Consider the following 15,068-nt stretch of genomic DNA (forward strand, 5'->3'; position numbering starts at 1 on the left):
GATACGCAAGCCTCGGCTCGGCGTCAGGGCGTTAACCCCCTGCGTCATCGGGGTGGAAAGCGATACACTGGATTCATCCGTATCCCATAAGGGCAAATGTCCCGAGACCCGCTAAGGAGCCCGCCATGTCACGATGGCCGCGAATGACCTCAAGCTCGCGAACGATGGCACCGCTGACAAGCCTGCTGGTGGCACTGCTGATCACCGGGGCAGCGCTGCCCGCCCTGGCACAGCCCGCGGAGCAGCCCAGCATCACGTCGCAGCAGGACGGCCAGCGCACGATCGACGAGTGCCGCGTCAACGGCAAGCTCTATGCGATCCGCATCGTGCCCGCCAACGGCAAGCCCTACTTCCTCTACGACGACAACGGCGACGGTGACTTCACCCGCGTCGAGGCACCCAGCGTTGCGGTACCGGCGTGGGTCGGGCAGAAATGATGCCGGCGACGAACCGCGGGCGTTCCGATCCGAGTCGACCGCGGTTCGGCACGATCACCGGCCGGCGCCCGATAGCCGGTAGGAGAGCGCTTCGCGAGCAGCTACAATGCGCGCTGGCTTTTTTCCCCTGACGACCGAGACCCCATGGCCGTATTCACTCCCTTGAGCGACGAACAGGTCGCCGATTTCCTCGAACGCTACACCGTCGGCCGCCTGCAAACGCTCAAGGGCGTGCCGCACGGTACCGAGAACAGCACCTTCTTCGTGACCACCGACCAGGGCGAGTGGGTGCTGACGCTGTTCGAGCAGGGAGAGTTCGAGGATCTGCCGTTCTTCGTCGATCTGCTGGACTACCTGGCCGCACAGCAGCTGCCGGTGCCGGGGCCGGTCCACGATCGCGATGGTGTCGCCCTGCAGCGCCTGGCCGGCCGACCCGCCCTGCTATTCCCGCGCATGCCGGGCAGCCACCCCAGCGCCCCGAACCTGACCCAGTGTGCCGCACTCGGCGACGCCCTTGGCCGGATGCACCAGGTCTCGCAGCGTTTCACCGGCCAGCGCACCAACCCGCGCGATCTCGACTGGTTAACGCGGCGCCATCGCGAGGTGCTGCCGTATCTGTCCGACGACGATCAGGCCCTGATGCGTCGCGAGATAGCCGACTACGCCGACGCCTTCGGCGGTGTCGAGCTGCCGGCCGGCGCCATCCATGGCGATCTGTTTCGCGACAACACGCTCTACGAAGGTGACCGGCTCGGCGGCATCATCGACTTCTACAATGGCTGCACCGGGGAGCTGCTGTTCGACCTGGCAATCGTGATCAACGACTGGGCCAGTGACGATGCCGGCGACATCGACGAGGCTCGCTACGCCGCCATTCTCGGCGCCTATCTCGCGCATCGCCCACTGAACGAGCAGGAGCGCGAATTGTGGCCGACCATGCTGCGGATGACCGCGCTGCGCTACTGGCTCTCGCGACTGCTGGTGATCCATGTCGATCCGCCGGCCTACGACATCACGCCCCATGACCCGGCGCGCTTCCGCACGCTGCTGGGCAGACGGCTCGAGGCCGTGCCCCCCGAACTCCCCGACGCCCTCGCCTGAGCCAGTGTTGCCGGACGGACCCACGACGCCAACCACTGTACCTATGGCGACTTTCGACTAGCTTTTCCCTGACATCAGGGGTCGTGATCGTCATAATGCGCGCGAAAATGCGTTCCCGGCCCACCGTCATCGTTCACGCCGGGTGTCCACCGCCGGTCGATCGGAGAGCGTCATGAAGCATTCTTCCCCCGCCGCCAAGGCCCGCCGTACCTACAACATCGATCAATGGGGCAGCGGCTATTTCGATGTCGACGACCAGGGCCGCACGCTGGTCCGGCCCCTGGGCAGCGAAACCCCCGGACCGACGCTGGTACTCGACGCGCTGGTCGACCGCCTGCGCGAGGCTGGATTGCGCCTGCCGGTGCTGGTGAGATTCATCGATATCCTTCACGACCGCGTCGAGCAGCTCTGCATGGCCTTCGACCGGGCGATGAAGGAGGAGGATTACCAGAGCAGCTACACCGCGGTCTACCCGATCAAGGTCAACCAGCAGCGGCGCGTGGTCGAGGAGATTCTCGCCACCCAGGAGCGTGGCCATGGCCGGGTCGGCCTGGAAGCGGGCAGCAAGCCGGAGCTGATGGCGGTGCTGGCGCTATCCGGCGACGAGGGCTCGTCGCTGATCGTCTGCAACGGCTACAAGGATCGCGAGTACATCCGTCTGGCGCTGATGGGGGAAAAGCTCGGCCACAAAGTCTACCTGGTGGTCGAGAAATACTCCGAATTGAGCCTGATCCTGGAAGAGGCCGAGAAGCTCAAGGTCAAGCCACGTATCGGCCTGCGCGCCAGGCTCTCCTCCGTCGGCAAAGGCAAATGGCAGGATACCGGCGGCGAGAAATCCAAGTTCGGCCTCACCGCCAGCCAGTTGTTGGCGATCACCGAACGGGTCCGTGACGCGGGCGCGCTGGACAGCCTGCAACTGGTGCATTTCCACCTCGGCTCGCAGATCGCCAACATTCGCGATATCCAGCGCGGCCTGCGCGAGTGCGCCCGGTTCTATCACAGCCTGCGCGAACTGGGCGCGCCGATCGACACCGTCGACGTCGGTGGCGGCCTGGGCGTGGACTACGAGGGCACTCGTTCCCAGAGCTTCTGCTCGATCAACTACTCGATGCAGGAGTACGCCACCAACGTGGTGTGGGCCTTCCGCCAGATCTGCGAAACCCACAACCTGCCGCATCCCCGGTTGATTTCCGAATCCGGCCGGGCGCTGACCGCGCATCACGCGGTGCTGGTCACCAACGTGATCGGCGAGGAGCGGCTCGGGCACATCGAACCGGAGCGCCGGGTCGAGGGCGACGCCCACGTCGCCGAACTGTGGCGGGTCTACGATCGTCTCGAGGGCATGCGCGAGCCGCGGGATCTGGTCGAGGCCTATCACGACGTGGTCCAGGCGGTAGGAGAACTGCAGGATCGTTTCGTGCTGGGGCTGGCCAATATGCAGGCTAGGGCCGAGGGGGAGTCGGTCTACTTCGCCGCTTGTCAGCGCCTGCACCAGCGCCTCGACAGCCGCAACCGCGCCCACCGGGAAATCGCCGACGAGTTGGCCGAGAAACTCGCCGACAAGCTGTTCGCCAACTTCTCACTGTTCCAGTCGCTGCCGGATGTCTGGGGGATCGACCAGGTGTTCCCGGTGCTGCCGCTGACTGGCCTGGATCGCGAGCCGACTCGTCGTGGCGTGATCCAGGACATCACCTGCGACTCCGATGGCCGCATCGATCTCTACGTCGACGGTCAGGGTCTCGAGACCACCCTGCCACTGCCGGAGTGGGACGACGACGACGACAAGCTGCTCGGCCTGTTCCTGGTCGGCGCCTATCAGGAGATACTTGGCGACCTGCACAACCTGTTCGGCGATACCGACTCGGTGGACGTGGCGCTGGATGCCAACGGCGAGTGGCGGCTATCGCACGTCCAGCAGGGCGACGCGGTCGCGGACGTGCTCGGCTACGTCAACTTCGATGCCGAGGCGCTCAAGCGGAAACTCACCGAGCAACTGATCGCCAGTCCGCTCACCGTCGAGGAGCGTGAGCTGTTCGTGAGCGAGCTGTCGGAAGGCTTGAGCGGCTATACCTATCTGGAGTGATGGGCGACGAGCCACGAGCCACGAGCCACGAAAACCAGCCTGCGGTCTGCCATAAAGAAGAAAGCCAGCGATGTTGAACTGACCCCATAAAGTTGGACGGTTCATTTAGCTGGCTTTCTTCGTAGTTCGTCGCTGCATTCAAGCGCCGCAGGCTGGCGCAGTCGTCGATGCGTTTATCGCGTGCGCGTGCCGACATCCAGCCCCAGCGACAGCGACAGTCCGAGAACGGCGTCGCGCGGCAGCTGGCCGACGCCGGAAGGCGTGCCGGTCAGGATCACGTCGCCCGGCTCGAGAGTGAAGGTCCGGGTCATCTCTTCGATCAACGCCGGCATGTCGAACAGCATGTCGCTGGTCTTGCCGCTTTGCTGGCGCTCGCCATTGATGTCGAGATGGAACGTGATCGCATTCCAGTCGATCTCGCCCTCCACCGGTACGAAACGCGAGATCGGGCAGGCACCGTCGAACGCCTTGGCCCGCTCCCAGGGGTGCCCTTTTTCCTTGAGCCGGGACTGCACGTCGCGCAACGTCAGATCCAGCGCCAGGCCGACCCCGACCACACCGCTCATCGCCTCTTCCGCGCTGACCCGACTCAGGCGTTCGCCGATCAGCAGCGCCAGTTCGGTCTCGAAATGCACCTCGCCGTGGCTGAACTGTCGCTCGATCGGCTCTTCCAGTTCGACGGCACTGGTCGGAGGCTTGATGAACAGGATCGGCGAGGTGGGAACCGGGTTATTGAGCTCCCTGGCGTGTTCCGCGTAGTTGCGCCCCACGCAGAGAATCTTGCCCAGCGGCAGGCCGGTCTCGAGACCGTCGACGAATCGGGTGGTAAAGGGCATGTCGAACTCCAAAGTCATGACGATGAACGTGACGGACCGCTCGACGACTCGAAGTTCGCGTCGAAACGGCAACCTCCAGACACAACAAGCCGCCGCTGGCGGCAACTCATCGAGTCTACCTCCAACGGCGGCTTATTGGCATCACGCCGACCCGGCCCCGGGTGTTGGGCGAAAGTTCAAGACCACGGGACGGCGATCAAGAGTGCCTCAGTGGGTACCCTGCGGCGGCGTCCACACTTCGTCCGGCTGGTGGGCCAAAAACGACGGTCGCTGTTTCCTGGCACCAAAAGGCTGGACACAGGCGTTGTCGCGACGGTTATAGACGAAGAACGCGTTGCTGCGCGGATCCGGTGACATGTTCGCGTTGGAGCCGTGCAGCGTGTTGCAATCGAAAAGCAGCAACCCGCCAGCGGCACCGGTCGGCGCCTCGATACCACGCGCCTTGATCAACTCACGCAGCGCATCGTTGCTCGGCACACCGAGTTCCTGCTGTTTCAACGATTGCTTGTGGTTGTCGTCCGGCGTTTCGCCGAGGCAATGCACGAACACTTTGTGCGAACCGGGGATCAGCATCAACGGGCCGTTGAAATGATGGTTGTCCGTCAACACGATGGAGGCGCTGACGGCATGCATCTCCGGCATACCATCTTCGGCGTGCCACGTCTCGAAGTCCGAGTGCCAGTTGAAGCCCTTGCCGTGGAAGCCGGGCTTGTAGTTGATCCGCGACTGATGCACATAGACATCGCCACCGACGATCTGTCGGGCACGGCCCACCATGCGTTCGTCTTCCGCCAGCTCGGCAAAACGCCGGGACAGGTGGTGGACGGCAAACAGCGAGCGAATCTCGTGACTCTGGGGTTCCGTGATCGAGAAGTCTCGGTCTCGGAAGTCGTCACGATCGAGCATGGCGGCCAGTTCGGCGCGTAGGGCGTCGAGTTCCGCCTGGTCCAGAAAGTTGGGTTCGAACAGGAAACCGTCGCGCTCGAAGCGATCCAGTTGCTCGCCATTCAGCGGGCCATTCAGATGGCGCCCCTTGACGACGTCCTCTTGACGCTGTTGCCAGAGCGCGTCCTGCGGCTGGCGCAAGCGTGTCGGATAGCGATCCTGCTTCGTCCACGTGGCACTTCGGGTTTTGGGGGATGCGGTCTGTACTGACATCCAATCACCTCCAAGTTTGTGATCAGGGTTCAGATCCAGTCCTAGGTGCGATTCGCCTTACGAAACGAGGCGCCGCACGACACTTGATTAGGAAAGGGTCAAAGGATCCTCAGTTGTCTTTCAGTGGGATAACTATCCTAGAAAAGAGCCAAGGAATTTCAACCGGCGGGGCTCTCGTCCAGGGACGCCACGGTGACACTCACCAATCACGCTCTCGATAACGTAAATCAAGTAATCCTGAAATACCGCGCTACCGCAGCGGGGAGAGGCAAAGACGCCGCGCGGCATTCATCACCACGTCACACGCACCCGCCACACTACGCCCCACGAAGCGACGATGACCCAACCTTCACCCGCTCCAGAGGTGCGCCATGATCCGCGTCACGCTCGATCTCACCTGCTCGATCTGCGACCACGACCAGTTTCATCTCCCGGTGCGAGCCGACGAGAGACAACAAGTCCGGTGTGCCAATTGCGCGGCATTCAAGTGTTACTCCGCGGACCTGGAGAACGCGATGATCTCCCTGGCTCGCGATCGGAGACGACGTTCCGGGCAACACCGGGCCGACGCCGCATGACAGCGGTGCTGTCATTACCCGGCAATCCAGGTGCTCCGCGCCTCTAGACGAGAAAGAAGGACCAGCGCTGCGACGATCAGTCCGAAGCCGGAAACCTGCGCGCCGCCGTGTCCGGAAGGTCAACCCGGGGCGATCGGGATATCGGTATTTGCCGGGCCGTGGGCTCCCAGTCGTGGTAGGGCTGCAGCGGCTTGACGACCTGATCGCGATAGAAGGAAACGAATGGCTCCGCGATCAATGGCGGATCGGCCCTGGGCACGTCCCCGAAACGACAGCGGAAGTTGACACATGCCGGGGAAGTCTCGGGATTCGCCTCTGCACCATCGCTGGCCATGGCGCCAGGACTCGAGCCCAGCCCCGCGCCCGTCACACAGATGACGGTCAGTAAGCATCCAAGCGTTCTCATGGCATTCTCGCTTCGAGCTGGAATCGCGACGAAAACCCCGATTGTAGAGAGAGCCTCGCTCCGCTGCCGCCTGAAAGGCGTCATACTCGGAGCGCGAAAAGCGTGAGCCTTCGCGAAGCGGTCACCGCGCTACCACCAGTGCAGCGGGTAGCGACGATGCCTCGCCAGGCTGTTGATCAACAACGCCTCGCATCAGTATGCAGTCGGTCGCGACCGGGAAAAGGCGAACGGAAGATCCAGCGCATGGAGCTCGGCAGAGCCGATTACCGCGATGAGAGCAGTGACGCGACCCGCGGATGAAGGATATGGATCAGTTGCATGAGCAGGGAAGTCGATACCGCGACCGCCAGGCAGCTTCCAGACCAGCACGCTACAAAGCATCAAGAGAAGATTGCCAACCGCACGTTTCGTCGCCGCGCCAGCGGGCTTCTGGTGCTGCATAGAGGAGTGCCGACATCGCGCTCCTTGGCTGCGAAGGCTCCGGCAGGGAAGAATGGTCATGGATTATCGGCCCCCTACGAAAGTATCCGAAATTTATTTCGCTCCGGGACTACACTTTCTTTGTTACTTGTCGTTAACTTATGTTAAATCGGCAGTAATAGTGGCCGCAGGTCAGTTTCCACGGGCGATCATGAACAACGTCCTCTCAGAAACGGCCAAAGATCGATTTCTGGTTGCTTCCCTGCGGCCGCTTCGACCCGGCATGGCAAACGGTCTTCCCTGACGGTTTCCCATCGCCGGGTTTCTTTTGGCCGACCCTCTGGCCGCGCAGATGACGACCCCAGGCACTGCCTGAAAAGGACTACGCCTACAATACGGCGACGCTGGACATCGGCTCGAGATGCTCGTTCACACCGCGTAAATTCCGCTTCCCGTCGATTTTCATGACAGCGAGACTCGCTCATCGATTTCAGGCGGCGCCCAGTGCTACAGAGTGTTACGGCGGGTCCGCTACCCAGGCGTTTATCCAAGCGGTATCTTTCTGTTTCTATTCATCAATCCCTTATGTAACTTTTGTTTGCATTCTGCCTATCCCTTTTCTGCCACATAACGTCCACAATGACTCTCATGCACTGCCCGGATGGAAACATCCCGTCCAGTTGCAACTGGTTTCATGGTCGCAGTTCGCAGGGAGCAACATCTTCAGGCCCGTAAGCAAGTCATCATGAGAATGACGCTTATCGGGCCGTTTTTTTGGCCTAGAGTTTCCGCACTGTACGGACGTGCCAGTCATAACGCAGGCCCCGCTGGCCAACCCGATGCCCGGCGCCCCCGCCGAGAGGTGCTTTCTGCCAAGATATCGATTGCGCCGGTAATTTCGGTGAGTGAGCGAGCGTACAACTACGCGATTTGCCACTTCGCCTATTCACTGCCGTACCGCTGAGCACCTTGGGAAACATGCAAGCCAAAGCCCGCTCACAAGCCATTTCGCCCTCCCTACCCGTTGATTCCATCAGCCTCTATGCGATAACCGAAGTGTGGTCTCGGGACACGCTTAACTTCTTGATCAATCATATTCTCAAGAAGGGAAGGGAACGTGTCGGCTTAGTTCAGAAGGGTGAGGGGTCGCCCCCTGATCAACTTCGCCCTCCTCCAGCGCGAGTGTCTCGACGAGGAGGACGCTAATAATTCGTTGATCTCCTGAACGTTTCTGGAGGAAACGTTGTTTTCACCTATGGCCCGCCTCGGCGCTGATACACGCGCCAAGATTGCCAGTTCTATTCGCTTCCCTGCGGCCGCTTCGAGCCAGCATGGCCAAACGGTCTTCCCTGATGGTTCCCCTAGGCCAGGGGCTTTTAGACAGTCCCTCGCGCCGGAGACCTCACAAGAAGCGCATGGCATTTCTCGCCTTTTCTGATCAGGCATCTTGTTAGCCAACTAAACTTAAGGGTATCATCCCTTAGTGCGCCGAGCGTAAAGGGTGAAGGTTCACCCGGCATCCTCAATTCACGGATGGTAGCTGTCCGTGATCGCACCAGAATATAGCGACCATGAACAGCGCTATACAATCATAAACGTCTCTCAAGACGTACCCCCAACCCGCGCCGGCATTTGGCTCAATACGCCTCTCACCGGACGCGGGTTTTTTCAGCCTTATTGTAACGATTGTTTGCACTTTACTGTTTGCTCGCATCTTGAATTAATTTTACTTATTTTGCCGTAACGACTTCTCTGCCGTTAATGGTTTCAACGGACTGTCCAAAAATTCTATTTGCCAGGTTGACGCAAAACGGCGACAATTCCGCAATCAGGCAATAAATATTCTGTACTGCTAATCAAAGTTGCCTTCACCGAGTTCATGGTCGCCTTCCACAGGAAGCGATCTTTTCCGGCCCATAGGTCAGTCATCTCCCTTGATGGCGCTTATCGGGCCTTTTTTTGTTCCAGAATTTTCGCATTAGACGGATGCTTCGATCGCAATCCGCGGGTTGTTCGCCTAACTGATGCCCGACACCCCTTCCGTAGGTGGCGCTACTTGGCCGGTGATTACACTGGTTATCTCGTCGGGCACGCGGCATCGATCACGCGATTTATCACTTCGCCTATTGACTGTCTTACCGCTGATCGCCTCGGGTAGCATAGCGGACCTTGGCCCGCTTATGAGTCAGTTCTTCCCCTTTTATCGGGTTTACCGTCGTCTATCCAATAGCCAGAGCGTCATCTTGCTGGATGCGCTTCACTTGATGATTGATCACACTTCCGAATGGGGAGGGAGGGTAACGTGTCGACTCTGTTCAGGAGGGGCCACAACAACGAAAAAAGTCACCCGAAGGTGACTTTTGACGATACCTAAGACATTGAACCAAAAAGATTTTTTGGTGCCGGTAAGTGGACTCGAACCACCGACCTACGCATTACGAATGCGTTGCTCTGCCAGCTGAGCTATACCGGCCAGGCGGCGCCTATCATAATCACCAAATCCGTGGCGGACAACTGGGGCGACGCTCGCGATATCGTTCGCCGCGCCTGAGTTCTCGGAGCGCTCATTTCGCGCCGTGCGCAACGCTCGGGCCATCTCCACCCGTCGGCACGCTGTCGTCCAGTGCGAGACCGCCGCCCAGCGCCTGGACGAGCTGTACCGAGCGGTCTAGGCGTTGGGTGTTGATCTGGGTCAGACTCTGCTCGGCTGAAAGCAACTGCTGCTCGCTGCTGAGCACGTCGAGATAACCTGCCAATCCTGCACGATAGCGCTCCTCGGCCAGCCCGTACGCGGAGCGGGCGCTCGCCAGGGCCTGCTGCTGACTCTGGCGCTGACGCTCCAGCGATTGCAGTGTCGTCACGTCGTCCGCGACTTCTCCCAGCGCAGAGACGATGGTCTTGTTGTATTGCGCCACAGCCAAATCGTACTCGGCATCGGTGCTGTCCAGGTTGGCGCGAAGCCGGCCACCCTCGAAGATGGGCAGCGAGATGGCCGGCGTGACACTACCGGACTTGGCCGCCTCACTGAAGAAATAATCTCCCAGCACCGAGCGAAATCCCGCCATCGCCGAGAGGTTGATATTGGGATAGAACTGCGCCTTGGCCGCGTCGATGCTGCGCGAGGCGGCTTCGACCCGCCAGCGTGCGGCGACGACATCCGGCCGATGGCCGATCAGGTCGGCAGGGATCACGCTGGGCAACGCGGCAATGGCGGGCGATAGCGCGTCGGGCTGCGGGATCGTATCGCCACGGTCCGGCCCCTTGCCCAGCAGGATGGCAAGGGAAATCCGCTCGCTGCGGATCGACTGCTGCGCCGCCTCCAGCGCCTGGCGCGCGCTGGCGGCCGTCACCTGCGACTGCAGGCTCTGGGTCTCGTTGTTGAGTCCGGCCTGGAGCAGTTCATCGTTGATGTCGTTGATCCGCAGGGCTCGGTCCAGTTGGCGCTGGGCGACATCGCGGCGGGCATAGGCGTCGGCGAGACTGACGTAGGCGCGCGCCACGTTGACCGATAGCGTCAATCCGGCGGCACGGTATTCGATCTCCTGGGCACGGGCTTCTCCCAGCGCGGCTTCCCAGGCGGCACGGGCGCCGCCCCACAGATCGAGATCGTAGTCGAAGGACAGCAGCAGCGAGCGCGAGGTGGAGTAGAAGTTGCCCTGCCCACGCGGGTCCTCGACCTTGGATACGCGGGAGCGCGAGATTTCGGCAGAAGCATCGATACCGGGGAGTTCGTCGGCCCTTGCCGAGACGATGGCCGCGTTGGCTGAACGCAGTCTCGCCTGCGCCATCGCGATGTCCAGGGAGTCGCTCAAGGCTTCCTGGATCAGCGTATCCAGCGTCGGGTCCCCCAGCCGCTTCCACCAGTCGGCATCGGGCCACGCAGCCGGTGAGACCGGTGAGCGGCCAAGCACCTGATTGGCACTCAATCGGCTAATGGGCGTCAGCGTCTGCTGTGGTTCGATCCCGGCATAGTTGGCACAGCCTGCCAGCAAGGTCCCGGCGAGCATGGCACCAGCGGCCCATCGGGCCATGGTGCCAGGGAGCGGAGAGAAATCAGACATCCGTGTCTTGATCCAAAGAGTTCCAAAATTTAATTAGCACTATAACAATAACAGTGCCTAGCCATCCACTGACGCGCCACGCTTAGGCGATTCGGGAACCACCTCGCCCGCCGTGCCCTCGCGTGACGCCATTTCGGTCTCTTGCTGCTGCTCCTGACGGAACAGCGACCAGACGACGATGAACAGCGCAGCGATCAGCGGCCCGAGCACGAAGCCGTTGATCCCCAACAGAGTCATTCCGCCGACGGTCGAGATCAGCACCACATAATCGGGCAGCTTGGTCTCCTTGCCCACCAGCGGTGGACGCAGGAAGTTATCGACGAGCCCGATGACCACCACACCGACAAATACCAGAATCACGCCTTTCACGTAGGCCCCACTGAGCAGCAGGTAGGCAGCCACCGGGACCCAGACGATCGCCGAGCCGATCGCCGGCAGCAGCGACAGGAACGCCATCATCACCCCCCACAGCAGCGCGGCTTCGATACCTAGCGCCCAGAACGCCACCCCTCCGATCGCCCCCTGGACGATGGCGATGATCACATTACCTTTCACGGTGGAACGCACCACGGCAGTGAATTTCTCGATCAGCTTGGAGGTGTACTCGTCACTCAACGGGATCGTCGTGCGAATCAGCTGTCCGAGCGTGCGCCCGTCCCGGAACAGGAAGAACAGCAGATAGAGCATGATGCCGGCGCTGACCAGAAACTGGAGCGTGTTCTGCCCGATGCTCAGCATATGCGTGGCGATCAGTCGACTCCCCTGCTCGAGCGCCGAAGCCAGGCGGTTGCTGATATCGGAAAAGCTCCCGAAGCCCGCATCCCCCAGCCAGCTCTGAACCGAGGCCGGTAGCGATCCCTGAAACTGCTGGATGTACTGATTGAAATCGATATCGCCGCTGCCCACGCGCTGATAGACACTCGCCCCCTCACGTACCAAGGCCCCGAAGATCAACGACATGGGGATGATGACGATGAATACGCACGCCATTACGCTGATGAGCGCAGCCCAATTGCTTCGGCCCTTGAGCCGGATGACCAGACGCCGATGCATGGGTTGGAAGAGGATCGCCAGAATCACCGCCCATAGCACGGCACCATAGAAAGGCAGCAGTAGCCATACGAACGCGATGGACACCAGCGTCAGCAAGAGAATGAACGCTTTGTGTTGGCTCAGAGAACTCATGGGGATTCCGAATTGAAGGGTCACTGACGCTAAGCATAGCGTTCTCGCCACCTTGGCGTTCAACTAAGAATGCCTACAATTCGATGTTGCCCTGTCCAGGCGCTCCAACCACCCGCGCCAGACGGCAAAGAAGCGCCAAGCCTCACGGCTGAGCGCTGGTACTGACCCATCGTCCCTGATGTCGTATCAAGCTTCCTGCGTTGCGCTTCCCTGCTGATCGACACCTTCCCGGTATCGCGTCGCCACTCTAGCCCCCGATAGATGACAAAACGTTAACAACGGTGTGAATCTACTCGGAGAAATGTCTTGGTTGCGGCACCCTGCAGGCTTACAAAAAATTTCAATTTTCAGGACTGGGGCCGGCTTAGCCGATTCAGCGACTTACCAGGCACTGTTTAACGCAGGATAATAAGACATCAAATCCCTCGCCGTACAACCCTTGTACACCCTCAGTCGCTATGCCAGCATGAAGTCGTGAAGTCGGCACGGAAAGCCGGAATGATCGGGCAAAGACGCCCGGCACGAGGCGACGAGGATTGCCGCCAACTGGCCAATCAGGAAGACCAACGTCCAAGCCAAGGAGGGCTGATCGTGAAAGATACCATTGCTTGTACCCGCTGCGGTCATACTCAGCCGGTTCAATTTGAATCGCACACCGAGTGGGACGAAATCAGCTGCATCGAATGCGGCGAGTTCCTCGATACCGTCGGTCATTGGAAGGATATCCACGCGCCCAGTTACTCGGTACAGATTCTCAACCAGTGCCGCAGCCTGACATTGAAGATGTCGCGCGAGAGCGATTTCTCGTATCACTTTCCGAATGACCATCACCTCGACTTGAGGCAATCGGCATGATGAAAGTCACTCTGGATCTCACTTGCTCCGTTTGTGGTCATCAACAGTTTCATTTGCCGGTCAATAGCCAGCAAGGTTCCAATGTCCGGTGCGCCAACTGCAGCGCCTTCAAATGCAAGATATTGGACCTGGAGAAAGCCCTCAGTGCCGTGAACCGGCTACCCGCCAGGCACCAGCCTGCGGCAGCGTGACGCGAGCTGCCATTCGAAAAGCCGCCTCCAAGAGGCGGTTTTTTGCGTTGCCAATCATAATGAAAAACTCATTAGAGGTTCCGACGAAGGATCCAAGTCATGGTCGACATCGAGCAGCTGAGAAGTCACATCAGGGACGAGGTTGGTGCCTGCCAGCAGCGCCTGGCGACATTCAAGCAGGAGCTGGAAGCCCGTCAACAAGACCTGCGTCTATTGCAGGCAAAGATCGAAGAGTGGGTCGATGCGCTGGAGCTGGAAAATATCGATCGCCGCTATGATGAAACCACCCATACGATAGAGAAGTTCGACGAGACCTTTGAGCTGACGCTGCAGCAACTGACGCTCTCCTTTGGCAGTTGTAAGCTGCATGTCGCTCCCGAGGAGCAGTACCTTCATGGCTCTCGCATCCTGTTGTATTCGTCTGCCGATGAAGATGACATCAAGGAGATCATCAAGTCGGAAGACGAATACTACTTCACCGAACTGCAGTTCGGTCAGAAGCGCGATCTTTCGCGATACCACCAGTTGACCGACGTATCGTTCTACAAACTGCTCTATCGCTGGCTCCGTACCTGAAGCCGTCACGATAGGATGGCCAAAGCCCAGGAAATGCCGATGTCGCCGTTTCCGGCATCGTGATGCGCCCCCTTTGGCCACAAAAAAGCCCCGATCGAAATCGGGGCCAAGGAAAGGTTCCGCAGGAAACGAAACGACAGGCAGTCTAGCCAAAGTCTCCCCCGGCAAAAGCCCGACGAGAGCCGACTTTCGCCCACAATTCTACCCTCACGCCCTTTTTTACCCAGTTCAACTGCGCGCCAAGCCCCTTGCAACGTCACCGTCTCGTTGAAAACTTGAAATTTCAGAACTTCCTAGGCCGCCCCTGCGGGCCGATGGGGCGGCCCAGCGCAACCTCGATCGCACGATCCCGGTCGAGACCACTCTCAACGAGTTTCTTGAGGCGTGTCTTGAGTGTGCCTACCGGCACTTTGCTCAATGCTGCCCTGGCCGAGAGACTCCCCTCTTTGGGAGTGTTTCTCTTTCTCGGGACGAGCACTCGCTGCTCGTGCGGGGTGATCTTCATCGCGACTTCCTTGGAGGCACTAGCCACCTCTTTCTCGGGTGAGAAGAAATGGTATGGGAGGGAGGATAGAACTGGGCAACTCGACGACATCGAGACTCTCGAAACTAGTCGCTTCTCACGCCGCTGGCCACTCCTTTTTCGGCAGAGACTCCAGCCAGAGAAGATTGCCCGACTTCGTCGCGCCGAAAGCCCCGGCTGGCAACGAAGTTAGCATTCGCTAATTTGCTATCCAGCACCCATACTGACTTCACGATCTATTCCGACTTTCGCCAGGCGTGTGACGATCATCCTAGGTCGGCCTGTACCTCTCGTGAGCCTCTCATCTCTCCGCTCGTCGTGGTGACCAGTCACGACGCTTTTCAACTCGACACTCGACGAACTTTCGAGTGGCACCGCCTAACGCCAGCGGGCGTGCTTAGTTTCTCACCATGGCATGGCGTTACCGCCTGGACCCGAGCGCTGATCCCCTCGGTCGGCGGCAGGAGATCACCAATGCATCGATGCAACTGCTTGCCGAGCTCGCCACATCACGCGTCACGGTTTCGGCTACACCCGTTTCGAGCACGACACGCCCCAGCTATCCATGATGCTGCTGCAGTACGTGCCGTTGAACCACCCGATCAAGATATCGCGACTGACGCTGGAGAATCGCACCGCGCCCCCCCCCGTCGGCTGA

The 15,068-nt window shown here is 60.1% G+C and carries 11 protein-coding genes and 1 tRNA gene; 6 read left to right on the plus strand and 6 right to left on the minus strand.

Translation table 11 applies throughout. The features are described 5' to 3' along the window. The first annotated feature begins 125 nt into the window (after positions 1-125). The 3 genes from DOM54_RS03760 (at position 126) to speA (ending at position 3,621) form a co-directional block, all read left to right on the plus strand. On the plus strand, positions 126-437 hold the full coding sequence (locus DOM54_RS03760) for a DUF2782 domain-containing protein (protein WP_240613752.1): 312 nt from the start codon (positions 126-128) through the stop codon (positions 435-437). A gap of 144 nt (positions 438-581) precedes the next feature. After that, entirely contained in the window at positions 582-1,538 is a 957-nt protein-coding gene (locus DOM54_RS03765; protein ID WP_110715024.1) for a homoserine kinase, read from the plus strand. 172 nt (positions 1,539-1,710) lie between these two features. Further along, positions 1,711-3,621 carry a biosynthetic arginine decarboxylase gene (speA, locus tag DOM54_RS03770; RefSeq protein ID WP_110715025.1) on the plus strand — a complete coding sequence of 637 codons (1,911 nt, stop codon included), beginning with the start codon at positions 1,711-1,713 and terminating at the stop codon, positions 3,619-3,621. Between the two features lie 173 nt (positions 3,622-3,794). On the opposite strand, the gene DOM54_RS03775 is transcribed toward speA, so the two are convergent. The 5 genes from DOM54_RS03775 to DOM54_RS03805 form a co-directional block, all read right to left on the minus strand. Continuing rightward, positions 3,795-4,457, minus strand: coding sequence for a fumarylacetoacetate hydrolase family protein (locus tag DOM54_RS03775; RefSeq protein ID WP_110715135.1), 663 nt, complete (start codon positions 4,455-4,457; stop codon positions 3,795-3,797). A gap of 207 nt (positions 4,458-4,664) precedes the next feature. Further along, positions 4,665-5,615, minus strand: coding sequence for an ectoine hydroxylase (gene thpD, locus DOM54_RS03780; protein ID WP_110715026.1), 951 nt, complete (start codon positions 5,613-5,615; stop codon positions 4,665-4,667). 3,801 nt (positions 5,616-9,416) lie between these two features. After that, a tRNA-Thr gene (locus tag DOM54_RS03795) sits at positions 9,417-9,492 on the minus strand. A 91-nt stretch (positions 9,493-9,583) separates the two neighbouring features. Beyond that, positions 9,584-11,080, minus strand: coding sequence for an efflux transporter outer membrane subunit (locus DOM54_RS03800; protein WP_206018997.1), 1,497 nt, complete (start codon positions 11,078-11,080; stop codon positions 9,584-9,586). Positions 11,081-11,137: 57 nt separating this feature from the next. After that, entirely contained in the window at positions 11,138-12,265 is a 1,128-nt protein-coding gene (locus tag DOM54_RS03805) for an AI-2E family transporter (protein WP_110715030.1), read from the minus strand. Between the two features lie 591 nt (positions 12,266-12,856). On the opposite strand from DOM54_RS03805, the gene DOM54_RS03810 reads away from it, so the two are divergent. After that, the gene (locus tag DOM54_RS03810) at positions 12,857-13,120 is read left to right on the plus strand and encodes a hypothetical protein (RefSeq protein WP_206018998.1); all 264 of its coding nucleotides are present in this window, start codon (positions 12,857-12,859) and stop codon (positions 13,118-13,120) included. Between the two features lie 290 nt (positions 13,121-13,410). Beyond that, positions 13,411-13,887: a hypothetical protein gene (locus DOM54_RS03815; RefSeq protein ID WP_110715032.1), complete on the plus strand. Its 477-nt coding sequence runs from the start codon at positions 13,411-13,413 to the stop codon at positions 13,885-13,887. Between the two features lie 283 nt (positions 13,888-14,170). On the opposite strand, the gene DOM54_RS03820 is transcribed toward DOM54_RS03815, so the two are convergent. Next, complete coding sequence (locus DOM54_RS03820; RefSeq protein ID WP_110715033.1) at positions 14,171-14,392, minus strand: hypothetical protein; 222 nt, start codon at positions 14,390-14,392, stop codon at positions 14,171-14,173. Between the two features lie 526 nt (positions 14,393-14,918). Here DOM54_RS03820 and DOM54_RS20505 point away from each other — a divergent pair. Next, the gene (locus DOM54_RS20505; protein ID WP_276309663.1) at positions 14,919-15,068 is read left to right on the plus strand and encodes a hypothetical protein; all 150 of its coding nucleotides are present in this window, start codon (positions 14,919-14,921) and stop codon (positions 15,066-15,068) included.

The sequence above is a fragment of the Salinicola acroporae genome (genome assembly GCF_003206615.1).
GTDB lineage: Bacteria > Pseudomonadota > Gammaproteobacteria > Pseudomonadales > Halomonadaceae > Salinicola > Salinicola acroporae.

Bases quoted from the DNA above. Each gene is read 5' to 3' on its own strand.
- DOM54_RS03760 (WP_240613752.1), top strand. From the start codon at position 126: ATGTCACGATGGCCGCGAATGACCTCAAGCTCGCGAACGATGGCACCG.
- DOM54_RS03765 (WP_110715024.1), top strand. From the start codon at position 582: ATGGCCGTATTCACTCCCTTGAGCGACGAACAGGTCGCCGATTTCCTC.
- speA (WP_110715025.1), top strand. From the start codon at position 1,711: ATGAAGCATTCTTCCCCCGCCGCCAAGGCCCGCCGTACCTACAACATC.
- DOM54_RS03775 (WP_110715135.1), bottom strand. From the start codon at position 4,457: ATGCCCTTTACCACCCGATTCGTCGACGGTCTCGAGACCGGCCTGCCG.
- thpD (WP_110715026.1), bottom strand. From the start codon at position 5,615: ATGTCAGTACAGACCGCATCCCCCAAAACCCGAAGTGCCACGTGGACG.
- DOM54_RS03800 (WP_206018997.1), bottom strand. From the start codon at position 11,080: ATGTCTGATTTCTCTCCGCTCCCTGGCACCATGGCCCGATGGGCCGCT.
- DOM54_RS03805 (WP_110715030.1), bottom strand. From the start codon at position 12,265: ATGAGTTCTCTGAGCCAACACAAAGCGTTCATTCTCTTGCTGACGCTG.
- DOM54_RS03815 (WP_110715032.1), top strand. From the start codon at position 13,411: ATGGTCGACATCGAGCAGCTGAGAAGTCACATCAGGGACGAGGTTGGT.
- DOM54_RS03820 (WP_110715033.1), bottom strand. From the start codon at position 14,392: ATGAAGATCACCCCGCACGAGCAGCGAGTGCTCGTCCCGAGAAAGAGA.